The sequence below is a fragment of the Hoeflea prorocentri genome, assembly GCF_027944115.1.
In the GTDB taxonomy this organism is placed as follows: domain Bacteria; phylum Pseudomonadota; class Alphaproteobacteria; order Rhizobiales; family Rhizobiaceae; genus Hoeflea_A; species Hoeflea_A prorocentri.
Genome location: NZ_JAPJZI010000001.1, coordinates 3310471 through 3336735, shown reverse-complemented (window position 1 = coordinate 3336735; position 26265 = coordinate 3310471). Strand labels below are relative to the sequence as shown.

Annotated in this window: 24 protein-coding genes; 13 read left to right on the top strand and 11 right to left on the bottom strand. The window is 58.0% G+C overall.

Features of this window, described 5'->3' with window-relative positions:
- Nucleotides 1-103: 103 nt before the first annotated feature.
- Nucleotides 104-2275: an autotransporter family protein gene (locus tag OQ273_RS15585; protein WP_267991417.1), complete on the bottom strand. Its 2172-nt coding sequence runs from the start codon at nt 2273-2275 to the stop codon at nt 104-106.
- A gap of 588 nt (nt 2276-2863) precedes the next feature.
- On the bottom strand, nt 2864-3001 hold the full coding sequence (locus tag OQ273_RS15575; RefSeq protein WP_267991416.1) for a hypothetical protein: 138 nt from the start codon (nt 2999-3001) through the stop codon (nt 2864-2866).
- Between the two features lie 182 nt (nt 3002-3183).
- Between OQ273_RS15575 and OQ273_RS15570 the strand changes: the two genes are divergently transcribed.
- From OQ273_RS15570 to OQ273_RS15535, 8 genes are all read left to right on the top strand, one after another.
- Complete coding sequence (locus tag OQ273_RS15570; RefSeq protein ID WP_267991415.1) at nt 3184-4077, top strand: phosphotransferase family protein; 894 nt, start codon at nt 3184-3186, stop codon at nt 4075-4077.
- Nucleotides 4078-4360: 283 nt separating this feature from the next.
- Entirely contained in the window at nt 4361-5020 is a 660-nt protein-coding gene (locus OQ273_RS15565) for a TetR/AcrR family transcriptional regulator (protein WP_267991414.1), read from the top strand.
- Nucleotides 5021-5032: 12 nt separating this feature from the next.
- Nucleotides 5033-6160 carry a TRAP transporter substrate-binding protein DctP gene (gene dctP, locus OQ273_RS15560; protein WP_267991413.1) on the top strand — a complete coding sequence of 376 codons (1128 nt, stop codon included), beginning with the start codon at nt 5033-5035 and terminating at the stop codon, nt 6158-6160.
- 61 nt (nt 6161-6221) lie between these two features.
- Nucleotides 6222-6719, top strand: a complete 498-nt coding sequence (locus OQ273_RS15555) for a TRAP transporter small permease (RefSeq protein ID WP_267991412.1) — start codon at nt 6222-6224, stop codon at nt 6717-6719.
- Entirely contained in the window at nt 6712-8025 is a 1314-nt protein-coding gene (locus OQ273_RS15550) for a TRAP transporter large permease (RefSeq protein ID WP_267991411.1), read from the top strand. The genes OQ273_RS15555 and OQ273_RS15550 overlap by 8 nt, the downstream gene beginning before the upstream one ends.
- Nucleotides 8022-8477: a GAF domain-containing protein gene (locus OQ273_RS15545; RefSeq protein ID WP_267991410.1), complete on the top strand. Its 456-nt coding sequence runs from the start codon at nt 8022-8024 to the stop codon at nt 8475-8477. The genes OQ273_RS15550 and OQ273_RS15545 overlap by 4 nt, the downstream gene beginning before the upstream one ends.
- Nucleotides 8474-9703, top strand: coding sequence for a metal-dependent hydrolase family protein (locus OQ273_RS15540; RefSeq protein ID WP_267991409.1), 1230 nt, complete (start codon nt 8474-8476; stop codon nt 9701-9703). The genes OQ273_RS15545 and OQ273_RS15540 overlap by 4 nt, the downstream gene beginning before the upstream one ends.
- Before the next feature lie 205 nt (nt 9704-9908).
- The gene (locus OQ273_RS15535; RefSeq protein WP_267991408.1) at nt 9909-10736 is read left to right on the top strand and encodes a putative nucleotide-diphospho-sugar transferase; all 828 of its coding nucleotides are present in this window, start codon (nt 9909-9911) and stop codon (nt 10734-10736) included.
- A gap of 66 nt (nt 10737-10802) precedes the next feature.
- On the opposite strand, the gene OQ273_RS15530 is transcribed toward OQ273_RS15535, so the two are convergent.
- A complete protein-coding gene (locus OQ273_RS15530; protein ID WP_267991407.1) occupies nt 10803-11849 on the bottom strand; it encodes a hypothetical protein in 1047 nt (348 codons plus the stop codon).
- A 341-nt stretch (nt 11850-12190) separates the two neighbouring features.
- Between OQ273_RS15530 and OQ273_RS15525 the strand changes: the two genes are divergently transcribed.
- Nucleotides 12191-13159, top strand: a complete 969-nt coding sequence (locus tag OQ273_RS15525) for an aldo/keto reductase (RefSeq protein ID WP_267991406.1) — start codon at nt 12191-12193, stop codon at nt 13157-13159.
- Entirely contained in the window at nt 13153-14154 is a 1002-nt protein-coding gene (iolG, locus tag OQ273_RS15520) for an inositol 2-dehydrogenase (protein ID WP_267991405.1), read from the top strand. Before OQ273_RS15525 ends, iolG begins: the two co-directional genes overlap by 7 nt.
- Before the next feature lie 57 nt (nt 14155-14211).
- Here the strand turns inward: iolG and OQ273_RS15515 are convergent, their stop codons facing one another.
- The gene (locus OQ273_RS15515; RefSeq protein WP_267991404.1) at nt 14212-15255 is read right to left on the bottom strand and encodes a substrate-binding domain-containing protein; all 1044 of its coding nucleotides are present in this window, start codon (nt 15253-15255) and stop codon (nt 14212-14214) included.
- Nucleotides 15256-15382: 127 nt separating this feature from the next.
- On the opposite strand from OQ273_RS15515, the gene OQ273_RS15510 reads away from it, so the two are divergent.
- Nucleotides 15383-16606: a sugar ABC transporter permease gene (locus OQ273_RS15510; protein WP_267991403.1), complete on the top strand. Its 1224-nt coding sequence runs from the start codon at nt 15383-15385 to the stop codon at nt 16604-16606.
- Nucleotides 16607-16617: 11 nt separating this feature from the next.
- The gene (locus OQ273_RS15505) at nt 16618-17409 is read left to right on the top strand and encodes an ATP-binding cassette domain-containing protein (protein WP_267991402.1); all 792 of its coding nucleotides are present in this window, start codon (nt 16618-16620) and stop codon (nt 17407-17409) included.
- A 52-nt stretch (nt 17410-17461) separates the two neighbouring features.
- Here the strand turns inward: OQ273_RS15505 and OQ273_RS15500 are convergent, their stop codons facing one another.
- Nucleotides 17462-18649, bottom strand: a complete 1188-nt coding sequence (locus OQ273_RS15500) for a phytanoyl-CoA dioxygenase family protein (RefSeq protein WP_267991401.1) — start codon at nt 18647-18649, stop codon at nt 17462-17464.
- A gap of 95 nt (nt 18650-18744) precedes the next feature.
- Between OQ273_RS15500 and OQ273_RS15495 the strand changes: the two genes are divergently transcribed.
- A complete protein-coding gene (locus tag OQ273_RS15495) occupies nt 18745-19764 on the top strand; it encodes a LacI family DNA-binding transcriptional regulator (RefSeq protein WP_267991400.1) in 1020 nt (339 codons plus the stop codon).
- Between the two features lie 26 nt (nt 19765-19790).
- On the opposite strand, the gene OQ273_RS15490 is transcribed toward OQ273_RS15495, so the two are convergent.
- Genes OQ273_RS15490 through OQ273_RS15465 form a run of 6 tightly spaced genes read right to left on the bottom strand, consistent with a single transcriptional unit; the run spans nt 19791 to nt 26230 of the window.
- A complete protein-coding gene (locus OQ273_RS15490) occupies nt 19791-20567 on the bottom strand; it encodes an SDR family NAD(P)-dependent oxidoreductase (protein WP_271292117.1) in 777 nt (258 codons plus the stop codon).
- The gene (locus OQ273_RS15485) at nt 20564-21595 is read right to left on the bottom strand and encodes a zinc-dependent alcohol dehydrogenase (RefSeq protein WP_267991399.1); all 1032 of its coding nucleotides are present in this window, start codon (nt 21593-21595) and stop codon (nt 20564-20566) included. The genes OQ273_RS15490 and OQ273_RS15485 overlap by 4 nt, the downstream gene beginning before the upstream one ends.
- 14 nt (nt 21596-21609) lie before the next feature.
- A complete protein-coding gene (locus OQ273_RS15480) occupies nt 21610-22707 on the bottom strand; it encodes a mandelate racemase/muconate lactonizing enzyme family protein (RefSeq protein ID WP_267991398.1) in 1098 nt (365 codons plus the stop codon).
- Between the two features lie 3 nt (nt 22708-22710).
- On the bottom strand, nt 22711-23703 hold the full coding sequence (locus tag OQ273_RS15475) for an ABC transporter permease (protein ID WP_267991397.1): 993 nt from the start codon (nt 23701-23703) through the stop codon (nt 22711-22713).
- 2 nt (nt 23704-23705) lie between these two features.
- Nucleotides 23706-24707 carry an ABC transporter permease gene (locus tag OQ273_RS15470; RefSeq protein ID WP_267991396.1) on the bottom strand — a complete coding sequence of 334 codons (1002 nt, stop codon included), beginning with the start codon at nt 24705-24707 and terminating at the stop codon, nt 23706-23708.
- A complete protein-coding gene (locus tag OQ273_RS15465) occupies nt 24707-26230 on the bottom strand; it encodes a sugar ABC transporter ATP-binding protein (RefSeq protein ID WP_267991395.1) in 1524 nt (507 codons plus the stop codon). Before OQ273_RS15465 ends, OQ273_RS15470 begins: the two co-directional genes overlap by 1 nt.
- Nucleotides 26231-26265: the final 35 nt, after the last annotated feature.

The following is a 26265-nucleotide window of genomic DNA, read 5'->3' as shown; positions in this document are numbered from 1 at the left end:
TGTAAGTTTTCAAGATGATCTCGCCGAACCAATAGCATGCCTGTGCGGGACAGCAGATTCCCACTAACACGCGGCGCCTTGGATTGTTTGGTCCCGATTGCCCTCAAAAGCGCATGGTTGCCTTCAGGTTGCCGAAAAGTTCGGTGGAGCCGCCCGATCCGTAGTGGCCTTCCGCATTGGCCGTGAAGCTGAAGACACCATCGCCGGAGGTGCGGGTAATGCCGAGGCCGCCGAATCCGGAGACGATATTGTCCCGGAAGTTTGCGTCGAAGCTGAGCGGCAACCCGCTGACGGAGCCGGTGACGCCGTCGCCGCCGAGGTTGAAGCTGCCATCCACGCCAATGCGGGTCACAAAGCGGATGCGCGCACCGTCCGGTGTGTGGCGCACATAGGGCAGGGCGATCTGCGCACGGGTGCCCAGCAGGTGAACATCCCGGTCCGAGATGGTCAGCGGCGAAGTCACGCCACTTTCCGTATAGCCGTCCAGGAACATTCCGGCATAGTTCACGCGCACGCTGGGCACCAGCACGTGGTCGGGCACCACGCCATGGACCTGGGTGCCAAGCGTGACGGAAGGAATGATGAAGTAACCATCATAGGAGGCCGTTGCGGTCTCCAGGCCGCCGGCCGCTGTATTGTTGGCCACAACGCGCCTGACATCATGATCGGCCCAGCCGCCGGCGACGATCAGCTTGATCCAGCTTTCGTCCCAGCCGTGCCGGACATACAGGCCGCCAAAGACCGAGCCGGCGTCAACATCCTGGGTATCAAACCGGATATCGAAGTCTGTCAGCGCACCGCCAAGGAATGCTCCGAAGCGTGTGTTGCCCGCAAGACCGGTGTCCGCTCCGACGATCACGCCGCCATAGTTCAGATCGGCATCGACTGTCGGCCCTGAGCCATCCTGATTTCGTCTGCCGCCGAAAACACTGCCCCATGCGCGTGCGCCGCCATCGACTGCCGCCTTGCTGCTGCCCGCGCCATCTTTGGCGAAGGCGAAGCTGGTGCTTCCGGTGCTGTTGCCGCCACCTGCGAACGGGTCGTCGACGGTATTGAGGATGGCGCCGGAGATCGTATCCAGCCACAGATGCGCGGTGGCGAGCCCGGTGGGGTCGATGACGATGACTTGGTCGCCATTGACGACGAGAGGCGCGCCATTGGCGTTCACGGTTGGATTGCCTGTCACGATGCTGTCGAGATTGAGGCCATTGCCGACATTCAGGGTGCGGTTGCCGAACCCGGAGAGTTCAATACCCCCAAGGACCACCGAGCCGGCCAACAGGTTGATGACGCCATTGTCGCCGATAGAGAAAACCCCACCCTCAATGAAGCCCGAATTGGTGATACTGCCTCCTTGGCCACCAGTCTCGACGAAGCCATTGATCCTGCCGGAATTGGCGATACTGCCTCTTTGGCCAGCGGTCTCAACGTTGCCATTGATCGTGCCGGAGTTGGTGACTGTGCTCAAATCGCTTTCGGTAAAAATTGGGCCATTGACCGTGCCCGAGTTGGCGATGTCCGAGCCGCGGCCGAAGGTCTGGATACGGCCATTGATTGTGCCGGAGTTGGTGACGCCGGAACCGCGACCCGAGGTCTGGATATTGCCATTGATTGTGCCGGAGTTCGTGACATCGGAGTTACGGCCACGGGTATCGACATTGCCATCAACCATACCGAAGTTAATGACGCCGGAATCACGTTCGAAGGTCAGGATAAGGCCATCAACCATACCGAAGTTGGTAACGCCGGAATTGGGGCCCGAGGTTCGAATGCGGTCATTGATTATTCCGAAGTTGGTGACCGTACCCAATTCGCCAGAGGTAAAGATTGAGCTATTGATCGTGCCGGAATTGGTGACGCCGGCTTCGCGTCCATCAAGTTTGATAAAGCCATTGATTATGCCGAAATTTGTAACGGCGCTGTGGTCACCATCATTGATGACATCGCCATTGATTGTGCCGGAATTGAAAACTGGGCTGTTGTCCCCGCGCGTCTCAACATCTCCTCGAAACGTGCCAATACTGCCAATTGTGCCGGAATTGGAGATAGGACTGTTATGGCCGTGTGTAATTACGTCGCCGACTGTACCTGCGTTGGTGATCGAAGCGTCATCAACAAATGTGGCCAATTCTGACGGTATGGTCACGCCAGGCGCTACGGTGCATGCGCCCGGATTGACGCCAGCCACACAGGGCACTTGGGCATATGCGCTGCCTGTAGCAGCAAACAGTGCCGAGCCGAAAATCGTTGTTGTCAAAATCCGCGACGTGATCATTTGCCATAGTCCCCAATGTGAGGGAACTCTCAACAGGCAGAGCGAACTCAAGCCTTCGGTCCGGCCCTGTCGACAGATGTTCCCGAGCATGGGATATCTTGGCCACGGCGGTAGTTGGATACCCAGTTTTATATACCTAATTTGGTAGGCTAAGAATAAATACGGTGGTTGATATCCTCTTCAACCCGGATCGCAGGACCAACACTTCACCTCTTCCCGTGGTGCCGTTCCTTCAAAAACAGGAGGTGGCAAACTCCCATGTGAAAAGCAAAACCGTCATCCCGAATGGCTCAATGTCCACCGGACTGTCGGTGTAACGCTGATAACCCACGACGCCGGCGGGCCCACCGATCTCATCCGCCATGGCGAATATGCCGCGGGCGGGCTGGCTCGCGTCCTTGCGTGGCATGATGATATCGGTTTGTGCGAGCCGTTGCTCGACCTCGCTGATCAGGCTGTTGCAGGCGGTCAGAACGATGTCGCGCAGCCATCTGATTGCCGGCGCCGTCAAGTTCGGCCTTCCAGGAGGCTCAGGGCGACGAAGTTTCCAAGCATGTCGGTGCTGTTGAGTGCGGCACTGATCCCCGATCAGCTGCCAGCATGCAGGCCGATGCGCTGTTTGAGGCCAAGGCGGTTGAACCGCTCTTCAACGGTTCCCTCGATCGCGGCGGGAATGCGCACGACGACGTGAGGCCATCGCATCCAGATGGACACAATCGTCGTCATGATCGAAGCCTGACGTTTATTCGCCGACACTGAACCCCGCTCGGCACTGCAGGGCGCAGGGCGGGCTTATTTCTTAAAGTTAATAGGTGGGCCTGAAAGTCTGGTCGTGAACGACTGCGCGAAACGATGTGGCAGATAATGCTGAGCGCTAAAGAGAAATTCGTTTGTGGTAGCTTTCAGTCATGGATTTCAAAACAACATTGTCACGAATGCTTGCTGTCGATGATGATTGCAGCGCGGTGATCGTGAACGGCGTCAACAAGGCCCTCAGGGTGAAAACCGATGAGATTGACGTGTTTGCCAGATTTTCTCCGACAAATCTGCACTCCAGGCAGGACATGGAGAAAGAGGCGGAGTTTCTGGATCGCCTGGCGCAGGCAGAAGCGCCATCCTGCCGCCTCTACAGGCACAAAAATCAACCTGTCTGCGGACCGTTCGTAGTAGGGGGTACTCAATACCATCTTCTTTTCAGCGAAACGATCCATGGTCGGGAGATGATCCGCACCGCCTCCGACACAAAAGCCTTTGGTCAAGCTCTCGGGATGATCCATGCTTTGCCGTTGGGACGCGCGAAATATGGCGGCCATCAATTCGCGGACATATCGACGTCTCCTGCGCCGTCCCGGTTCCATGACATCTTGAAGGAGTTAGGTGACCTCGCTGAAGCTATTCGCCCAACTCAGACGAAACGTCTCGGTCTCTGCCACGGCGACGCATGGCTCGGAAACGCACTTAAATATGAAGGCGAGGCGGTTCTATTCGACTTCGAATTTTCTCATATAGGAGACATGTCTTACGATGTCGCCAACTTCATCTGGGCATTGCGGTCCGAGGAATTGAGCAACCAACTTGAGTTGTTCGGCAGTTTCGTTGAAGGCTACAGACAAAGCTTCAACGTGAAGTATTCGTCCTCTGAACTGAGAAAAAACATCGTCCAAAAGGAGATAAACAATCTCGTTTTTCTCTCGGACCACGTGGCTCTTTCACCTGAGGTAACGGCCGCGTCGGAAAGGTTTGCCAAGTCCACGATTGAATTCGTCCAGCACTATGAAGCAAATGATTTCAGGTGGGACTAGCCGCCTAAAGACACCCAATCCGTGCCGTTGATCCGGATGTTTTCAGTTGTTTTACGGCCTGCTGACAGGCCCGTCTTCTCAAGGTTTTCTTCGTTCCGGTCATGATTTGTTATGGCGCTGAAACCGCTTCGGTGCGCATTCGCGCGGATGACAAGCGCGCCGATTGCGCAAGTCAATAATCAAGGCTTTTTCTTTTCCAGTTACCTGAGTCTTTGCGCCGCGGAGCTGCCTGGCTGATGAATGGCTGTTGACATACATACCAACCGGTTGGTATCTTAATGGAATGTTAGGAGACGATGACATCTCTGAGGGAGCGGCGCCCCGCACGCGTCGGCGCAACAAAGATCTGACTGTTGCGGAGCTGAAGGCCGCGGCCACCCGGCAACTGGTGTCCGAGGGGCTGGCCAACCTTTCTGTCAAACCGATTATTGAAAAAGCCGGCGTTTCCCGCGGTGCGCTGTTTCATCACTTTCCGACCAAGAACCATCTGATCGCGGCCGCCTTCGCCGACCTTCTGGATGGAGCGGCAAATGACCTGCACCGTCTCGGTCACGAATTGCGCGAAAACCGGATTTCGATTGACGAATTCGTCTCCGGTGTCCGTGGCGTCTTTTGCAGCGAGATGTTCGTCGGATCGATGGAGATTGCCATAGGCATCCGCGTGGATGCCGGGCTAACCGAACTGGTTCGAGATTCGCTCGAAAAATGGTGGGCGTCTCTGGCCCGTTTCTGGGTGGAGACGTTTGATCTCCCAACGATGTCGAAAAGCGAAGCCGATCAACACTGGGTCATGGCGTCGAACTTGCTTCGCGGTCATGCGTTTTCATCAAGTTACAGCGGATCGCCAAACTTGCCTGAGCCTTTCTGTGAAGCCTTCAAGGCCATGATTTTGACCGATGCCGTTGTCCGTTCGAAAGACAACATCACAACACCAAAAAAATAGGGGAATTCTATTATGCGACCGATCAAGTCCTTGGCTGCGCTGCTCATGGTGGCGTCCTTTTCCGGGCCTGCCCTGGCGGAAACCGAGGTTGTGGCTGCCACCTGGCTCCCGCCGCAGCATCAGTATTCACGCTATCTCTACAACTACTGGGCCGAGCGTGTCCCGGAATATGATCAATCATTGAAGGTGCGGGTCGAGTTGGGTTCTCCCCGCGTGACAGCGCTTGGCAATCTGTCTGAAATCGCCGACGGGCTTGTGGATGTGTCAGGACATTTTGCCCAGTACACACCCTCCGATTTGCCGATTGCGAATGCTGCGGAAGAATTGGGGATGACCTTCGAGGACCCGCGCGCCATCATCGCGACTGCGGCCGAATTCAACATGACGGACCCGGCGCAGCAGGCTGAGTGGAAAGCCAAGGGTGTCGTCTTTGGCTCTTCCTACACCACAAACCACTACAAGCTCATCTGCAACACGCCGATTACCGATCTGTCGCAGATTGAGGGCGCAAAGTTGCGGCTTCCGGGCCGGGCGCCCGCGGAATGGGCGAACGGCGTTGGCGCGGTGACTGTGTCCTTCAACACAAACGAGCAGTATGGCGCTCTGGATAAAGGGGCCTTGACCTGCACCACCACGACCGCGGCCGATGCTTATGTACGTAAACTCTATGAGGTTGCTCCACACATAACGGACATGCCAATCACGCTCTTTTGGGCCGGGCTTGGTCATGGATACAACCCGGATACGTGGAAGAAGCTGAGCGTTGAGCAACGCAAGGCGCTGCTTTACGCCGAAGCCGACGCCATGGCTGCCTTGATTGTTGACGGGACTCTTCTGGAAGAAGTTGAAGCCGAAGAAAAGCTGAAGGCCAAGGGTGTAACCTTCCACAAGCCGGCAGGCGATCTGTCCGGTTCACTGGCGGCTTTCAAAGCTGCACAACCCGGTAAAGCTGTTCCGATTGTGCAGGAAAAATTCGGCGTCGCGGACGCCGAAGATCTTCTTAATCGCTTCCAGGGCACCTTGGACAAGTGGACGGGCCTTCTTGCCGATGTGCCGCTTGAGGACAAGGCTGCGCTGGCGGCGCTGATGAAGTCCGAAATCATCGACAAACTCGATCTGTCGACCTACGGCGTCAACTGATCGACCTCCCGAAGGCGAGTGCTGCATGTGTGGCACTCGCCTTTAACAGCTGGTTTTTCCGATGTCTCTCCTGCTGCGCCTGGCCGAAAGGCTCGCGCACTATCAGCTCCAGATTGCAGGCCTTGCGGTGGCGGCAATCCTGTTGACCATTACCGTGGATGTCGGAATGCGTGCGCTGTTCAACGCACCCTTCAGCGTCACAACCGAACTCGTCTCGTATTACTACATGGTTCCGCTGACCTTCCTGCCGATCATGATGCTGGAGATGCGCGGAGAGCATATCGACACGACGCTCTTCTATCAGATGTTTCCAAAATCGCTGAAGAAGCTGGCGCGCGTCGTATCGGGAGTCATCACGATAGGGATATACGGCCTGTTGACGCGGTTCACCTTTGCACAGGCCTTGACCTCCACCGCGTCCGGTGAAGTGGCAATGGGGGTGAACCTGTTGCCCATCTGGCCCGTGCGGTGGGTGCTGCCTGTCGTTTTTGCGCTTTCAACCGTGGCCGCGTTCTTGATGACCGTGCACTACCTGTCAGGCAACGCCAACGATGAATGAAGAGTTTTTCCCGGTCATATTGGCCTTCCTGGCCCTGATGGGCCTCATTGCAATCCGGGTTCCGATCGGCCTTTCGCTCATTGCGGTGTCCTTTGTTGGTATCGCCTTCGAAACCAGCATGCGCGGCGCGATCGGATCGGTTTCCCGTCTTCCTTATGAGCTTGCCACCAACTGGACCTTCTCCGCGGTGCCGATGTTTCTTCTCATGGGGTTCGTTGCTTCCGAAACCGGTTTGACAAGGGGGTTGTTCAGCGCCACGCGCGTTTTGCTTTCGCGGTTGCCCGGTGCCCTGGCATGTTCAAGCGTTGTTGCAAGCGCGCTTTTTGCGGCCGCCTCAGGGTCTTCCGTGGCGACGGCGTCAGCCATGTCGCGCATTGCAATTCCCGAGATGCTGCGCCGCAAATATGACCCGGGGCTTGCTTGCGGTGCGGTTGCCGCCTCCGGCACACTCGGTTCCCTCATCCCTCCAAGCATATTGATGATCCTCTACGGGGTGTATGCCGACGTATCGATAGGAAAGCTGTTTCTCGCAGGCGTAGTCCCCGGTCTCCTGTCGGTTGGCCTTTATATGGCAATGATTGTCGTTCGGTGCGGCATCAACCCGAAGCTCGCCGGCGATCAGGATGTCAGCGAGGAGGCAAAAATGTCCGCCTGGCAGCTCTGTGCGGAGCTCGCGCCATTGCCGCTCCTCATTGCGATTGTCATGGGCAGCATCAGTTTCGGCCTCGCGACACCCACAGAGGCAGGAGCACTTGGTGCGTTCGGAGCGGTTTTCATTGCCGTGATAACGCGGCGCTTCACATTCGACGGTTTCCTTTCAGCCCTTCGCCAGAGCGCGCTGTCCTTCACCGCGATCTTTATCATTGTGATCGGCGGCGCATTGCTGACGCGTTACGTTGCGATAGCGGGATTAAGCCGCGGATTGTCCGATCTGATGGAAGGCGCTCAGTTGGGCCCGATCGGATTGATCGTGATCGTTGCTCTGATCTATGTCGTGCTGGGCATGTTCATCGATTCGATCGGCCTGCTGCTTCTTACCGCACCATTGATTCTGCCGCTCGCCGTGCAGGCTGACATGGATATGATCTGGTTTGGCATAATCCTGATCAAGCTTCTGGAAATCGGGCTTATCACGCCTCCAGTCGGGTTGAATGTGTTCGTTATCCAGAGTTCGTTAAAGGGTGCGGTTGCCATGCCCGTCGTGTTCAAGGGTGTTACCTGGTTTATAGCGATGGATCTCGCCGCCCTGGTCCTGCTCGTGGCATTTCCCCTCTTGTCGACCGCTTTGCCGGAGTTGATGCGATGACAACCGATCTGGATGGCCTTGCAACGGATATCGCTGATCAAGTCGGCTACATCCTGATGACCCTTCTTCTCATCGACGGGCATTACCTCGTTCGCGCGTATACCAGCGACCCGGTTGCCTATCCGGTATCGGGACGAAAGGAGATGGGCAACACACCATGGGGCGATCATGTCATCAAAGCCGGGCAGACATGGCTCGGCCGTACAAAAACCGATCTGGCATGGGCGTTTCCCGATCATGAGTTGATACAGTCGCTCGGATGTGGATCGTGTATCAATATTCCAGTCAAGGATGCTGAAGGACGGGTGCTTGGAACGCTCAATCTTCTGGATAGGGAAGGGCGCTACGATGAGAGCCTTCTCGACAAGGCAAGCACATATGCGCCCCGTGTGAAATCTATTCTCGACCGGCTCGCCGGCGAACTGAACCAGCCAAAGGACGAAAAAATATGACAGACCTCCTGATCACCAATGCCCGCATTGTGGATGGCACGACGGATCAGCCGCAGGATGCGATTGATCTGCGCCTCGCACATGGGCGTGTGCAGGAGCACGGTCATGACCTGAAGCCCGGTGAAAACACGATCGTCGTTGATGCCCGCAACCACTATGTCATGCCGGGGCTGATTGATGCCCATGTTCATGTCGTGGCAACGACCGCAGACCTGAAAGCCAACACGGCTCTGCCCGACCCCATAGTAACGATGGGGGCCTTCAACATCATGCGGGCCATGCTCAATCGCGGTTTCACCACGGTGCGCGACCTCGGTGGTGCAACCGGCGCTCTCAAAGTGGCCTTTGACCAGTCGCCCCTGCCGCTACCCCGTCTCAACATATGCGGCAAGGCGTTGTCGCAAACCGGCGGCCATACCGATCAGCGCGGACCGTTTGATGCAACACCTACCAACGACCTCCAGGGGCGTCTCGGTGCTTTGGGTGTTGTATGTGATGGCGTGCCGCAAGTGCGCCAGGCTGCCCGCGAGCAGTTCCGCACGGGAGCTGACTTCTTGAAAATCATGGCCAATGGTGGCGTGTCATCGCCTTCTGATCCGATCCATTTCCTGGGCTTTTCACGGGAGGAGTTGATCGCCACTGTCGAGGAAGCCGCCAATGTCGGATCCTATGTCGCCGCTCATCTTTACACAGACGAAGCAATCCGCCGCGCGGTCGAGTGTGGTGTGCAATCTCTGGAACACTGCAATCTGATAGAGCCGGAGACAGCACGGTTTGCTGCCGAGAGCGGCTGCATCGCATGCCCCACTTTGATCACCTTCGACAAGCTTTCATCGGAAGGGCCTGATATGGGGCTGCCGCAAGCGTCAATCGCCAAAGTGGATGATGTAAGGCTGAAAGGCCTGGAATCACTCTCCATCATGTCGGAAGCCGGCCTTCCGATGGCCTATGGAAGCGACCTGCTTGGCGGAATGATGCCGCATCAGTCCGGGGAGTTCGAGCTGCGCGCCAAGGTGCTGCCGGTAAAGGACGTGATTGCCGCCGCTACGGTTGTTGCTGCGCGTCTCTTGCGGATGGAGGGCAAAATCGGAACGCTCGCCACAGGAGCCTTCGCCGATGTCATCCTCTGCCGCGAGAATCCCCTGTCTGACATCTCCGTCCTTTCCGGACAGGGTGAAGGTCTGGACTGGATCATCAAGGGCGGTGAAGTCATCAAAGGTGGCTGACCTGACCCTCAACTGATCCGTCCAGCCCGGCCGTGCCGTCAAGCGTCTCCTGGACCTGTGCCTTTTGTTGTTGCGCAGTAGCGGGGGACATGGGGCCGGCTTGCCAGCTTGGTACAATCGCGCTAGCGAAGTACTCCTCGGGTTGTGTCTATTTGCCGGCTCAACGGGACTGAACCAATCAGCGCGCAGGCAGAGTGTGAAAGGTATGGGTGACAAAGGGAGTTTCAACGGTTGCAGCTTTCTGTGGGTCACCAATGCCGGGGCTGCGGAGATAACCGCCAACAGCATTGCATCGCTGCAAAGACACCTGCGTAAAGGCGGGCACTCCCTTTTTGTCGGGACACTCGATGCAGCGTCGGAGCAAGCAGTTTCAACGCTTACGGATTGCTCGGATGTTCAGTTTTTTCGTCTTGATCAGGAAAACTCCTGGCGTGCCGGCAACATTGAGGTGCCGAGTGAATACGTAAATTGGGACACGCAGGATTTCCGCCTCATCTGCAAGGCGAAATATTTTGGGATCAGCAAGATCCTTCGGGAAACCGGACGTCCGGTGCTGTTTGCGGACGGAGACATCGCATTCCTGAAAAATCCTGTCGAGTTCTTCGAGATGAACCGTGCAGTCGACGGCAGCAGGATTCTGGCCCAAAATGACCGGGACGTGACCAGAGCCGGCAATGACCTAAATGTGCAGCATCCGCCCGGTCATATTCCGGACGGCAATGTGATTTGTGCCGGCTTTACAGCTTGGCAGCCAACGCGTGCCCATCTGAAAATCGCCGAACATATCGGCAGACGCGTGACCGGGGACCGTTGCGATCAGACGGTTTTCAACAAGCTCTCCTTTTGGCGGCGCCGTCATGTGCAGCTCTTGCCGTTGGAGCAGTTTCCGAACGGATCATTGGCCTTCGGCAAGCATGATCTTGGCCGACCGGACATTGATCTGAGGGATCCGTATATCGTTCACGCGAACTGGCGTGTGGGTATGGACAACAAGATCAAAGTCCTGAAGGACGGCGGTTACTGGTTTGTCTGAGATCGGGAATTTCCGCGCGATTTTGCAAGGGACTCGGCATGGCACGACATCCATTGATGCCCGGGTTCACAGCCCGAGAAGACGCGCTGTCTGCCGCTTCAATTGATCCGTCCACCAGCCGACAGTCAACTTGCAGAAGTCGTACCGGCCTTCCCGAAGTTTTGTAGAAACCTCATCGGCCTTTTGGCGCAGGTTTTCCGCTGTCACGTGTGACGGATCTTCAACTTGCCACACCGGCAAATCTTCAAAGAGTGGTGCCATCGGCGCAAAATGCTGCACGATTGGAACGCTACCGAGAACCAGCGCTTCCCATGTTCTATGGCAATCCATGCCGGCACCGGGAGGGCTGGCCACAAACTGTGAGCGTGCCATGCTATTCCACAGGTCAGCACGTTTGATCACACCGCCAGGAGTCTGCGCGAAGTCCTTGCCCAGGAAGTGGTCGAGCCAATGCGACCTGACAGCCGGCTGGGTTCCCACGGTGAAATGTGTGAATACGTCGGGCGAGCGTTGGTCGAACGGAGGCGCCGCCGCAGCAATTGTCTGAAGTTGGCGCTCCTGCTGGTTTGGCGTCAGGACGTCTGCCTGATCGTTCCAGGGGCTGTCCTTGTTGATATGTAGATTGTGGAAATCAAGGCCGAGCGGAAGCGGGAAGGCTTTCGGATGCTCGATATCAAGATTCTGTATCCATGCGCCGGCGATCCGGTCATCATCCAGAAAGCGTTCTGCCCGCTCCTGTGATCCGAGCGCGGCTCTCGGCACAGATTGTACCGCATTGCCTGTTACGATCACGATTTTCTTCCTGATCCTTGGAAATATGGTTTCAACAAACTCCTGCACATGCGATCCGACAATGTAGACGCCTGTAACGTGTTTCTCCGATCTGCGGATCTGTCTTTCATAATGATCCATGGAGACAACAAGCTCCCTGAGATCGCTGGAGGTCCTGGGCGGATAGACATCGGCCATTCCACAGATGAATGCCTTGGACCACACCGTGTCGCCAGCCGTACGCGCTGCGGCGCTATCGTAAACGGTCGCATCCCGCAGGCGGCGCCTGTTTTTGAAGCGAGCCCATGATCGCTTTATGCGTCCGGCCGCCGGTTTATTCATGAACGGTGCCGTGGTTTGACGCCTGTGTCAGTGAAACCAGCTGCTTCATACTTGAGAACTCGTCCCTTTTTCCCATAGCAGTGACCACCAGCGGTCTCGCGTGCATAACCGATACTCAGGAACGCACCGCAACGGAACAAAAAAACAAATGCGTCCCGGGCGTTCATGAGTTTTATCTGCCATAAATCACTCAAGCATCTATTGCGAAACCATCCGAAACCGCCGCTGATCATGAACGAAGCCAAGCCGGATTTGCCGCGTTCGGATAATTTTTGAAACCGGTTGCAAGAAGCGCCGCCGGGGCTATGATTTCGGAAATGAAACTGAAATGGGAGAGGCGCATGCGGTTGGACGAAAACAAGGCGGAGCGGTTACCTTTTCCGGTCGCCAATGTATGTTTCGGAGCGGCGCCGCTCGGCGACAGCCCCAATTCATACGGCTATTCGGTGGGTGAGGAGAGGGCCCTGGAGACGGTCCGCGCATTCTTCGAGCAGTCACCGTGCTTCATTGATACATCCCGCAACTATGGCAATGGGCGCAGCGAGCAGCGCATCGGCAAGATTATCAAGGAAATGGGCGGGCTGCCGGACGGCTGCATACTGGCAACCAAGCTGGATCGCGACTTCGAAACGAACCATCTGGATGCAGCCCGCGCACGGCGCTCACTGGAAGAGAGCCTGGAAACACTGGGTCTGGACCGTCTGCCTATCCTGCACCTTCATGACCCGGAATACTGCTCGGAACTGGACGACCTCACAAAGACCGGCGGGGCTCTCGAGGAGTTGTTCCGCATGAAAGAAGAAGGTCTTGTCGACGCGGTGGGCCTGGCCATGGGCGATGTGGATCTGATGATGCAGATCTTGCCCGATTGGGAGTTTGACGCGCTGATCAACCATAACCGCTACACCCTGCTCAACCGCCAGGCAAACAGGATGTACGACGATGCGCATGCGCGCGGGATAGCGATTTTCAACGCCGCGCCCTATGCCGGCGGTATTTTCGCCAAGGGCAGCGCAAACACCCAAAGAGTCACCTATCAGGACGCCAGCGAAGAGCAATTGGCGGCGGTGCGCGCTATTGAGGCAATCTGTGCCCGTTACCAGGTACCGGCGGGCGTTGCTGCCTTGCAGTTCTCCATGCGCGATCCGCGCATCACGTCGACAATAGTCGGTGTTTCGAAACCGGAACGGGTTGAACAAACCCTTGAATGGGCCTCGCATGCGGCCCCGGATGCGTTCTGGCAGGAAATTTCCGCATTGCCGTTCAGTACCAAAAACCCGGAAGCTGACAGGATATTCAAACCATGTTGAAAACAGCCCTCATTGGCTGCGGCCGCATCGGTCGCATGCATGCTGAAATCGTCAATGCAAGCTCGCGCACGCACTTGACGCTGGTCCATGATGTGCATGGCCCTTCAGCCGCGTCCGTGGCTGAGGCGTCCGGCGCGCGTGTCGCCGAAACAGCCGAGGCGGTCTTCGACGATCCCGACGTGGATGCGGTCATTGTCGCATCGGTCACCAGCACCCATGCCGATTATATCGAAGCGGCCGTCAGGGCAGGCAAACCCGTCTTGTGTGAAAAGCCCATTGATCTGGATATCCGTCGGGTTCTTGCCTGCCGTGATGCCATCGCGGGCACCGACGTTCCCATTCAGATCGGCTTCAATCGCCGTTTTGACCCGGGCCACACCGCGGTACGTGACGAACTGGCCTCCGGTGATATCGGCAGGCTGCTGCAACTCCTCATCACCTCACGCGATCCCGCACCGCCGGGAGACGATTACCTGCGCGGCGCCGGCGGGATGATACGGGACATGACCATCCATGATTTCGATCTTGCCCGCTACCTGCTGGGTGATGACGAACCGGTGGAAGTCTGGGCCTGTGCTCAGGCCTTAATCGACCCCGACCTGAAACAGATGGACGAAGTCGATTGCGCTATGATTGTCATGCGCACCGGTGAAGGCCGTCAGGTTCTTATCAACAATGCGCGCCAATCGCCCTATGGCTACGACCAGCGCATTGAGGCAATGGCAACCGGCGGCATGCTGCAGAGCACCAATCGGACACCGCACGGTATCGCCCGCTTTACTGCCAGCGGCACCGATGCAGGTGCACCCTATCTGGATTTCTTCATCGAGCGCTATCGTGAAGCCTTCGTCCATCAGCTCAATGCTTTTGTCGATACGGTGGAAAAGGGTACTCCGGCTAGCCCCAGTTTTGAAGACGGGCTGAAAGCACTGAGATTGGCCGAAGCCGCCTATCAGTCTCTGGAGACGGGCAAGGCAACGCGGGTGGAAACCTAAAAACAAAGGGCGCCGCGACCTTGGTCGCGGCGCCCTTAAAGCGTTACCGCCGAAAGTCTATTGGCAGACGGCTGGCGGGTTGTCGGTTACACCGGCGCACACACGCTCTTTGGTGGCCCAGCCGACGTCGATGGTCTTGTCCAGATTGCTGGCATCGATCCGGTCGACAGGCAGCAGCATCGCATCAAGCTCGACGCCCTGGGGGCCTCCGCTGAACTTGATCTTGTTGGCGACCTCTTCACCCTTTGCAAGGGTCAGGGCCACGGTTGCCGCAGCTTCACCCAGTTGGAAGGCATTCTTCCAGATGGTGAAGGTCTGCTCACCGCGTGCGATGCGGTTCAGTGCGCCGGGCGCGCCATCCTGGCCGGACAGCGGGATTTCCAGACCCTGTTCCGAAAGTGCCTGAGCAACACCGCTGGCCATGCCGTCATTCATCACCATAACGGCCTGCACGTCGTTGTTGTTTGCTGTCAGGATCTGCTCGATGGTGTCCTTGGCGGTTTCGGGCCGCCAGCTATCGACAAACTGTTCGCCGACAACCTTGATGGCGCCGGAATCGTATTTCGGCTTCATCACGTCCTGGTAGGCGCCGAACATCTGGTGCGTGTTCGGGTCGCCATCGTCACCCTTGATGATCGCGTAGTTGCCCTCAGGGGCGACCGCGAGCATGCCGGCGGCAAGTTCCTTGCCGACCGAGCGTGCATCAAACGAGACGTAGAATGTTCCCGGCACTTCGATGAGCTGATCGTAGGCGACCACCGGAATGCCTTCATCGAGGGCGGCTTTCACAGTCGGGCCGATGGCGTCGGCGACACCGGACATGATGATCAGGACATCAGCGCCGCGGGTAATCAGGTTTTCAACATCCGCGACAGACTTTTCAGGGGAAAAGTTTGCGTCCGCGGAAATATACTTACCTCCCGCTGCTTCAACTACGGACTTGATGCCCGCTTCATCGATTTTCCAGCGCTCATCGGCAAACTTGTACCAGCTAACGCCGACGGTGATTTCGTCCGCGCTGGCCGGTACGCTTGCAAGTCCGGTCGCGACAACAGCCGCGGCGGCAAACGCCTTGATGCCTTTAGTGATCAGGTTTGACATGCTATTCCTCCCTTTTCTTAGCTAACTTTGGGCAGCATATTGAAAAAGTTGACACGAAATGCAACCGGTTGCAATATGTTTATGCGGGTCGCACGGTTCCCGGACCCGAATAACTGGGAGGGGTATAGTGGAACAAACCGCCGACGCGCAAAATGCCGGAGTGGGCACACGCATTCGCTCCGTTGCCGATACACTGCAGATGGATACCAGGCTCCTGGCCATGGTCGGAGCGGTGATCGCCATCTGGATTTTCTTCGATATTGCTTCCGGCGGCTTGTTCCTTTCGCCTAGAAATCTCTGGAATCTGTCGGTTCAGACCAGCGTGACGGCGCTTCTGGCGACCGCAATGGTCCTGATCATCGTATCGCGGAACATCGACCTTTCCGTCGGATCGCTGCTTGCATTTTTGGGCATATTGGGTGGCTTCGTGCAGACCGAAGTGTTGCCGCTTGAAGGGGCCCACAGCTGGTGGATTTCCATTGTCGTCATGGTCGCGGTCGGTGCCGCCGCCGGTGCCGCTCAAGGCTGGTTGATCGCCCGATTTGCCATACCTGCCTTTGTCGTCACCCTCGGTGGACTGATGTTCTGGCGCGGCGCGGGCTGGCTCTTTACCCAGGGCCGCACAGTCACACCGCTCGATACGACCTACAATTTCTTCGGCGGCGGTTCCATCGGCGAGACCTATAGCTGGCTTGTCGGTATTGCAGGTTTTGCACTGCTTGTGGCGCTGACTTTCTGGAAACGGCGAAGGCGATTGTCCTTGGGTTTCGTGGTCAAACCGCTTGGTGTGGAACTCATCATCTTGGCTATTCTTGGCGGACTGATAGCCGCCTTTGTCTGGACGATGAATTCCTACAATTTTCCCCGCAGCGATGATGGCAGGGGTATTCCGGTGCCGGTTCTGATTCTCATCGTTGTATCAGGTGGCATGATGTACATCGCCAATATGACCAGCTTCGGCCGCTACATTTACGGCTATGGCGGCAATCCGGAAGCCGCGCAACTGGCCGGTGTCAACACAAAGCGCGTGGTCATGCTCAGCTTTGCGCTGATCGGCGGACTGACCGCCATCGGCGCCGTTATTTCCACAGCGCGCCTGAACGCCGCGCCGCTCAGCATTGGTCAGCTGCTTGAACTGCAGGTGATTGCAGCCGCTGTGATCGGCGGGACATCGCTATCGGGCGGTGTCGGCACGATTCTCGGCTCGCTCATCGGTGCGGTCCTGATGATGAGCCTGCAAAACGGCATGGTCCTTGTTGGGGTGCAAAGCGCGCCGCAGCAGATGATCATGGCAGGTGTCCTGATATTCGCGGTCTGGTTCGACGTGATTTATCAACGGCGTCGAACGTAGGAGGGCGGGCGATGACAACCAAAGCCACCACACCCGTAGTGGAAATGAAGAATATCTATAAGCGCTTCGGCGGCATCCATGCCGTCGAGGATATGAGCCTTGATCTTTATCCCGGCGAGGTGGTCGGCCTGCTTGGCCATAATGGCGCGGGAAAATCGACTTTCATAAAGATGCTCTCCGGCGCGTACACCGTGGATTCAGGTGAGATCCGTGTCGACGGCAAAGAGGTCAGGATCGACACGCCGGTTGTCGCCAAGGAGCTTGGCATCGAAACCATCTACCAGACGCTCGCGCTGGCCGACAATCTGGACACCGCCGCCAACATATTTTTTGGCCGCGAGATCAAGACGGGCTGGGGCGCGCTGGACGAACCGGCGATGGAGCATGCCGCCATCAAGGTGATGAAGCGGCTGAACCCGCAGTTCCGTAAATTCCACGATCCGGTCAGCAATCTGTCCGGCGGTCAGCGCCAGTCCGTGGCGATCGCCCGGGCACTGCAGTTCAACGCCCGCATCATCATCATGGACGAGCCGACGGCAGCGCTCGGACCCCACGAGACCCAGATGGTCGCTGAGCTGATCAAGGCGTTGAAACGCGAAGGCATTGCCATTGTGATGATCAGCCACGACCTGCATGACGTCTTCGATCTGTCGGACCGGATTTCGGTTATGAAAAACGGGCGCCATGTCTGGACCGGTTCCACAACGGAAACGGACAAGGATCAGGTTTTGCAGATGGTGATCCTCGGAAAACGCCCGGATGGCACCTATGCGCCCGGTATTGTTTCCGCCGAAGACGCCTGATCTCAGTCATTTTGCCGGGCAGGGGCGGCGCCTCTACGCCGCCCGGATCAGTTTAGTGCGACCGTTTTCGGCCGTCCTGTTCGGAAATCGCCGCGTCCATTTGCTCGAAGGTCCAGTCCTCGGCCAGGGCCTGACGCATAACGTCCTGCTGGCTGGGAGGTGCCATGCCCGACAGCGGCGAGTCGATGTCGAGATTGGCCGGAAACGGGTACCCTTCCGCCGTCGCGGCGACGACATTGTCGGCTTCGCGCGCCGTCAGCACACCATCGGTCAGGAGGCGTTTGAGATGAGGATAGACGCTCCGCGTGATCCGGGAACGGTCCACGATTTCGATCGAGCGGCCATAGGTCGAACCGATCTGCATCAGATTGGCGAAACGGTGGGCATCGTTCGTCACGTTCTCACCGGCCGCATGGAAGGTCGCAGGGTTGAAGAAAGCGGCGTCACCCTTTGCGAGCGGCAGCTGAACGAAGCGCTCTTCAAAGACATCACGGAAATCGTCCTGCAAAACGGCCAGATAACCCGGCAGATAGCTCTGCGAATAGGGCAGCAGTTTGGTTGGCCCGGTTTCGATCGACATGTCGCTGTGAGCAACGGCGCCCTGAAGCGTCAGTGCCGCGGACAGCGCGTGTTGCGAAGCCGGAAAGCCCTTGAGTGTCTCAAAGTCCTGGAAGCCCATATGGTAATCCCGGTGCGCCGTTTGCGCCTTGCCGCCCGGCCGGACCACATTGACCTGCGTGGTGATCTGGTAGCCGCTACCGAGCCAGGATTCGGCCACCCGCCGGATCAGCTCGTTGGCGTTGTAGCGGGCAAAGAGTTCCGGCGCGCGAACGCACAGTTTCTCATGTCCGTTCCAGACCCGGCTGTTGGCTCCGGCGGCGGCAAAATGATCGCCCTTGCCGGAATTGCCCGCCTCTTCCTCGGCAATGATCGCACTCAACTCCTCGGTGACGGCGTCGACCAGCGCGATATCGGCATAGGCCTTGCGGATGGCGACAATACCCGGTCCCGACTGAAACGAGCGGTTCCATTCGGCCATGACCGCGCGTGCGTCGTCCTCATCGGCCATAGCTTTGCGCATGGCATCCCCATCGTAAACAGGAATATTGCCGGCAATCTCCTCGGCCAGTGGATAGTCGGCTTTGCTGGTTTCCTGGTCGATGTGGCGTTTGAAGGCTTCAATGTCGCAGTCGCGGTCATCAAGCCAGACAGATGCGTGGGTGTGCTTTTGATCAAGCATGATATTCCTCCCGAAATAGATATCCCTGGCGGCTATAATAGGCACACAAACCATCAATTTCGTCGTTTCAGTCCATCAAAAAACCATCAAGGATCATGAAACATCGTTTTCCACTAAAGGAGATTGCCCACCAGGCCGGCGTTGGCATCGCCACGGTCGACCGGGTGATTCACGGGCGTCCCGGAGTGCGGCCACAAACCGCCAACCGGGTCCGGAATGCCATTTCCGAACTGGAAGCGCAGGAAACCCAGCTGTCGATGCGTGGGCGAAAACTGATGCTCGATCTTCTGGTTGAGGCGCCGCAGGCTTTTCTCGATGCGCTCGATGCAGCCGTGAACCGGGAGTTGCCGTTGTTCCAATCGGCGATATTCCGCATTCGCCGCGACATCCGGACACGATTTTCAGAAGTTGATGTCGTCGCATCCCTTGACCGGGCGCTAAAGCTCGGCAGCGATGGCGTTATTGTCATGGCGCCCGATACCGGTGCTATCCGCAAGGCGGTAAACAGGCTCGTCGCACAAGACATGCCGGTCGTGACGCTGGCGACCGACATGCCCGGAACATCGCGATCCGCCTATGTCGGGCTCGACAATTTCTATGCCGGAGAAACAGCCGCCTGGATGGTCCGCAAATGGTCCGCAGGCGAAAAGCCGCCGCGCGTATTGGTGACGGTCCGCAATGATGGTTTCCAAAGCGAGGGCGACCGGGAAAGGAGCTTTCGCAAGGCGATGGAACGCGATTGCCCGGCTTCGCGCATCGAAACCTTTGTCGAAGGCCAGGAGGGGCCAGAATTTTCGGAACGGGTTGCCCGCGCTGCAGCTCAGGGCCTTAAGCCATCAGCGCTTTATTCCATCGGCGGCGGAAATCCGGCGCTGCTTGATGCAATGAGCAGAGCCGGTATCAAGCTGCCGCTGTTCATCGCCCATGACCTGGATCCGGACAACCGCCTGTTGCTCGCGCAAGGCCGCATTGACGCGGTCATCTACCATGATCTGGCCGACGATATCCGCAATGCCTGTCAGGTCGTCATGTCCGTCCACAGCAAGGGTGCAATTCCCCTGCCGTCGAACTGCGAATCTCTGCGTGTCGTGCTTCCTCCGATGTTAAATCGGTAAACCGGCCCAGAACACTCCGGTCGCCGCTACCGTCCCATCCAGCCTCCGTCGACCGTAACGATCGAGCCATGCATGTAGTCCGATGCCTGCGATGCCAGGAAAACAATGGGGCCGGCGAAATCTTCAGGCCTGCCCCAGCGGCCGGCCGGAATGCGTTCGAGAATGGCACGCGACCGGTCCGGATCGTTTCTGAGCGCTTCTGTGTTGTCGGTATCGATATAACCGGGCGCGATGGCGTTGACGTTGACGCCCTTTGAGGCCCATTCATTGGCAAAAGCCATGGTCAGTTGGCCGATGCCGCCTTTGGAGGCTGCGTAGCCCGGAACGGTGATGCCGCCCTGAAAGGTGAGGAGGGAAGCCGTAAAAATGATTTTGCCCGAGCCGTGCGCGACCATGGAGCGGCCGACTTCACGTGTCAGGACGAATTGAGCCGAGAGATTGACCTCGATGACCTCGTCCCACAGCGCATCGCCATGTTCGGCTGCAGGGCAGCGTTTGATAGTGCCTGCATTGTTGACAAGAATATCGATCTGCGGGTGATCGCGCAGGACCGTTGCCGCGAACTCACTGACCTGAGCACGATCGGAAAAATCGCATCGATAGGCGCTGAACCTCCTGCCGCCTGACATTACCGACTGTTCAACCGCGCTGCCTGAAGGCTCCAGGCTGGCGCTGACACCGATAATGTCCGCCCCGGCCTGCGCCAGTGCTTCGGCCATGCCTTGCCCGATGCCGCGTTTGCAGCCGGTCACGAGAGCCGTTTTCCCCTTCAGATCAAAGCTGTTCAGCACGCCCACGCTCAAGCCTCCCCGTTGCAGTTGATCAGCGTTTTCATAGCGCGCGGATTGCCCGCCAGTTCGGCAAAGGCATCCCCTACCTGATCAAGCCCCTTGACGTCGGTGATCATCGCATCGGCATCAATCGCGCCGCCGGAAAGCAGCTTCATGGCCTCTTCATAGTCCGCTGGTTGGTAGACACGTGCACCCAGCATTTCAATCTCCCGCCAGAAAAACTGGAAAAGATCGACCTTCGGCGCGGTGGCATGGATCGCGACCATGACGATACGCGCCCGCGTGGCAGCCGCGTCAGTCATCAGCTCAACGCCCGGCTGGCTGCCGGAGACCTCGAAAACCACATCCGCACCTTTGCCGCCAGTGGCCTTCTTGACGGTCTTGGCGGCATCTGCTTGTGCCGGATTGATTGTTGCAAAGCCGAGCCCTTGTGCAAATGCGATACGATGCTCGTTGATCTCGGAAATCGTCACCACGCCGCCGGCATGCCGGGCGACCATTGCGATCAGCATGCCAATGGGGCCGCCACCGATGACCAGGACATCCTCACCGTCTTGTACCTTGCCGCGTCCCACATCATGGCAGGCGACAGCCAGGGGCTCGATCAGAGCCGCGTGGGCGAGTTTTAGGCCTTCAGGAAGGTGGTGAAGGGTATGAACCGGCACGGTCCATTTCTGCTGAAAGGCTCCGTCCGTATCCAGGCCGAGAAATTTCAGGTTTTGACAGATATGCTGGTGGCCGCGTTTGCAGGCCGGGCAGGTTCCGCAATGGTCGAGCGGACGCACGACGACCGGGTCGCCGGGTGCGAAGCCCGCAACCCCCACGCCAATCTCAGCCACCGTTCCGGACATCTCATGCCCGATGACACGGTGTGAGCCGACCCGCGCATCCATATGGCCCTGATAAACGTGAAGGTCTGTTCCGCAAATGCCGCAATAGGCGACATCGATTTGGACCTCACCCGGGCCGGGCTGCGGGCTATCCACCTGCTCGATCGAAAATGTGCGGTCGCCCGTATAAAAGGCGGCTGTGGTTTGCATGGGACTGTCCTTGACTAAGCGGCCAGATCGTGGGCGGCCTGGAGTTTCTGCCAGTCGAAAACGACGCCGGTGCCCGGCAGATCGGATGCGACTGCAAGATGGTTTTCAACGATGAGCGGCCGGGTCGTATAGGTGTCGATCGGAAATGAATGCACTTCCAGCCAACCGGCATTCGGCTGCGCCGAAACAAGGCCGACATGGAGTTCCTGCATGCCGTGGCTGCACACCGGCAGGCCCGCCTTGCGCGCCAGGTCAGCGACACGCAGCCAGCCGGTGATGCCGCCGCAATTTGAGGCATCCGGCTGAAGAAATGAGAGCTTCGAATAGGCAACGGCAAGCTCGAACTCGTGGATGGTGTGCAGGTTTTCGCCCATGGCGAGCGGCATGCCGGTGGCCTCGGCGATCCGGCCGTAACCCGTATAGTCATCCGGAAGAATCGGCTCCTCAAACCAAAGCAAATCAAACGGCTTGAAGGCTGCGCAGGCGGCAATGGCCTGTTCGACGCTCAGGGCGTAATTCGCATCGGCCATGAAAGCCACCTTCGGGCCGATGAGATCGCGCACGGCGGCAAGGCGTTCAACATCTTCGCCAAGCTCCGGGCGGCCCACCTTGATCTTGATGGCGTCGAAACCGTTATCCAGATGGCCACGGATACTGTCGAGGAGCTTCGGTAAGGGGAAATTCAGATCGATGCCGCCGCGATACGCCCGGCACCGGTTGGCCGTACCGCCCGCCATGGTCCAAAGCGGTTCATTGCGGATTTTGCCGCGCAGGTCCCACAGCGCGATATCAAGAGCCGATATCGCGAAGGATGCAATGCCGCCGCGCGCCACATAATGCACGTAGAGCTGCATGGCATCATAGAGCTCCTCCACATCAGCCGCGTCCTTGCCGATGAGGAAGGGGGCGAGATCATTTTCGATCAGCGCGAGGATCGCGCGCCCGCCACGCCCGCCCGTATAGGTATATCCGGTGCCTTCCGTACCGTTGTCGAGGTGAACCGTTGCGGTGATCAGCTCAAACTCGGAGTGTTGGCCATGCATGGCATCGGTCAGCACTTCGCTGAGCGGCAGCGAAAAATACCGCGCCTCGATGTGTTGGATCTTGGCCATGCCTTATCCCGCCTTCTGTCTGGACGCGGTCATGCGTGTCTGAAGCAGGATGACGACAAACAGGAAGCCGCCGCGAATGACCATCTGCCAATAGGCGCTCAGGCTGATCGTGCCGCGCCCGTTCTCGAAATTGAGAATGTTGAACACCAGGCCCAGGAGCAGGGCCCCTGCAACGGTTGCGGTCACCGAGCCGAGGCCGCCGGTCAAAAGCGTACCGCCGACAACCACTGCGGCGATCGCCGACAGTTCCCATCCGATACCCTCAAGCGGTTGGCCGGCGCCATAGCCAGACGCGAGAAAGACACCTGCGAGCCCTGCGCATCCGCCGCTGATGAGATAGACGAAGACCTTGGCGCGGTTGACCTTGAGACCCATGAGGTTGGAGGCATCCTCGCTGCCGCCGATGGCAAGCACCGTGCGGCCAAGAGAGGTGTGTTCCAGGACAGCCCATAGAACAATTGCCACCAGCGCGACGATGACAATCGTCCAGGGAACGACGTTGAAGGCCTTTTCCATGCCGAGCTTGGTGAAGTTGCTGCCCCAGTCAACGGAAATGGTCTGCGCCCCGCTGATAACGAGGGCGCCGCCCTTGGCCGCGAGCATAGTCGCCAGCGTTGCGATAAAGGGTGGGATGCGCATGGCGATGATGCAAAAGGCGTTGATGGCGCCGAAGGCCGCACCCGCCAGCACCCCGCCCGGCAGCGCGACCTCTATGCCGTAGGGGCTCAAATAGGCCGCGACAACAGAGGTGAAGGCCGCGACCGAGCCGACGGAGAGATCAATGCCGCCGGTCATGATGACAAAACACATGCCGATCGAAATCACGATGAACATCGAATTGTAGTTGAGGAACGAGACGATGTTGTAAGCGCCGCCGAAATTCTCGTAACGGGCAAGGCCGAACAGGATCAGCGCGACCAGGGCAATCCACACGCCGGCATTGCGTCCGTCGCTTTGAAGGAAACGTCGAAGGTCAAAGGCTTCTGAACCCGGCATGACTATTCCTTTCTCGCCTGTTGGATATAAACCGCCAGAACGATGATGGCCGCCTTGGCGATGAGCGCGACTTCGTCTTCGACGCCGTTTGCAAGCAGCGTGTATTTGACGAGCTGAATGATGATGGCTCCAAGAATTGCTCCGAATATCGGAGCGCGCCCGCCCTGAAGAAGCGCGCCGCCGACGACGGCAGCCGCAATTGCGTCGAGTTCCATCAGATTGCCGTTGCGTGCCGCATCGGACGCCGAGTTGATGGCAACGACGATAAGGCCCGCTATGCCGGAGAGAAATGCGCACAGGACATACGCGCCTATCTTGACCATGCGCACCGGTGCACCGGACAGGCGGGCAGCCTTTTCATTGCCGCCGACCGCCAGCAGGTAGCGCCCGAAAATGGTACGCGAAACCAGCCAGTAGACGGCGACCGCAAGGGCAAGCGCCAGCCAGCCCTGAAAGGGCAGGCCCAGGATTTTTCCGGTGCCCAGATAGCTGAAATAGGGATTGCTGAAGGTCTGAAGGTTTCCGTTGGTCAGAACCTGGGCAATGCCGCGACCGGAGATGAACAGGATCAGGGTTGCAATGATCGGCTGGACGTTCAGATAGCTGATCATCACTCCGTTGAAGAGGCCGCAAAGGCCGGCCGCGATCAAGGGCAGGATGAAGGCCGCCGCAATACCGAGTGCCGGATAAACTGTGCCGAATTCAGACTGGAAGATCAGCGGGGCAAGCGCGCCGGCCAGCGCCATGACCGCCCCGACGGAGAGGTCGATGCCTGCCGTTGCGATCACCAGTGTCATGCCGATGGCGACAATCGCAATGGTCGCCACCTGGCTGATATTCACGAAGAGGGTTTGAACCTGCAGGAAGTTCGGTGTGAACAGCGCGTTAAACACCAGGATCAAAAGCAGCGCGATAAGTCCGCCATGGGTACGCAATGTGCTCAGCGACAGGGCGGGTGTTGTGCGTGAAACGGCCTTGCCGCCGGAAAGGGAGCCATCGGACATCAGGCGTGCTCCTCATTATGGTGATGAGCGATCGCCTTGACGAGCGCATCTTCGGTGATGCCCGGATTTTCAAGTGTCGCGACGGAGTAGCCGTCCTGAAGCACGACAATCCTGTCGGCGCCTTCCACCAGTTCCTCAAATTCAGAACTGATCAGAACCACGCCAAAGCCGCGATCGACATATTGCCGGATGATGGCCTGAATCTCGAGCTTCGCGCCGACATCGACGCCTCTCGTCGGCTCGTCCAGGATGAGCAGTTCAGGTTCGGTCGCCAGCCAGCGGGCGAGCAGCACTTTTTGCTGGTTACCACCCGAGAGTTCCCGGATCGGCTGGTCCATGTCGGACGTCTTGATACCGAGCGCCGCAATATATTCGTCGACGATCTCGCGTTCCCGGGTCGTGTTGATGCGCCCGCTGCGGCTCAGCTTTGGCAGCAGGGCAAGGGTCATGTTCTCGCGGACCGACATATCGGGAACGATGCCTTCGGCCTTGCGGTCTTCGGTTAGCATACCGATGCGGTCGGCGATGGCGCCTGCCGGGCTGGTGGGCGTCCAGGATTTGCCTTTCAGCCGGATATCGCCTTGTGTGACCGCATCAACACCGAAAAGGGCGCGTGCGGCTTCCGTACGTCCCGATCCAAGCAGGCCGCCGAGACCGACGATCTCGCCCCTGCGGACGGACAGGTTGAATTCGAAGAGCCGTTGGTCCGTTGCAATGGCACTGGTTTCCAACAGCACGTTGCCCAGTTGCTTTTCGCCGCCGCCGAGGTCGGTCATGCCAGCGGCCTCGATATCCTCGACATTGCGTCCCAGCATATCAGCGATGAGTTCCAGCTTGCTGGTCTCGGTTATCGTTCTGACGGAGACGGTCTGGCCGTCGCGCATCGTTGTCACCCGGTCGCAGATCTTGAACAGCTCGTCGAGAAAGTGTGAGACGTAAAGCACGGAGACGCCGGAGCTTTTCAACTCCTGAACAACTCCGAAAAGCACCTCGACCTCACGGTCGTCGAGGGAGGAGGTCGGCTCGTCCATGATGACGAGCTTGGCATTGAGCGATACGGCCCGTGCGATGGCGACCAGTTGCTGAATCGCCGTTGAATAGGTACCGAGAGGCGCCTTTACGTCGATATCGATGCCGAAACGTGACAGGATTTCGCGAGTGCGCCGATGCGCCTCCGGCCAGTTGACGAACATGCCCAGCCGCTTGGGCTCATATCCCATCACGACATTTTCTGTGACGCTGCGCAACGGCACGAGATTGAGTTCCTGATAAATGGTGGCGATACCGGATTTCTGGGCCTGGCCCGGGCTGGCAATATCCGCATCTTGGCCGTCGAAGCATATGTCTCCGCTGTCCTTGCTGTAGACACCGGTCAAGATCTTGATCATCGTCGATTTGCCGGCACCGTTCTGACCGATCAGCGCATGAACTTCTCCAGGCGCGATTTCCAGGCATGCCTGCCGCAGGGCTGGCACGCCCGAAAAAGCCTTATCCATGCCATTCATTGACAAAAGGGACTGCATGAGACGCTCCGATGGATGACAGGAGAGGCCGCACA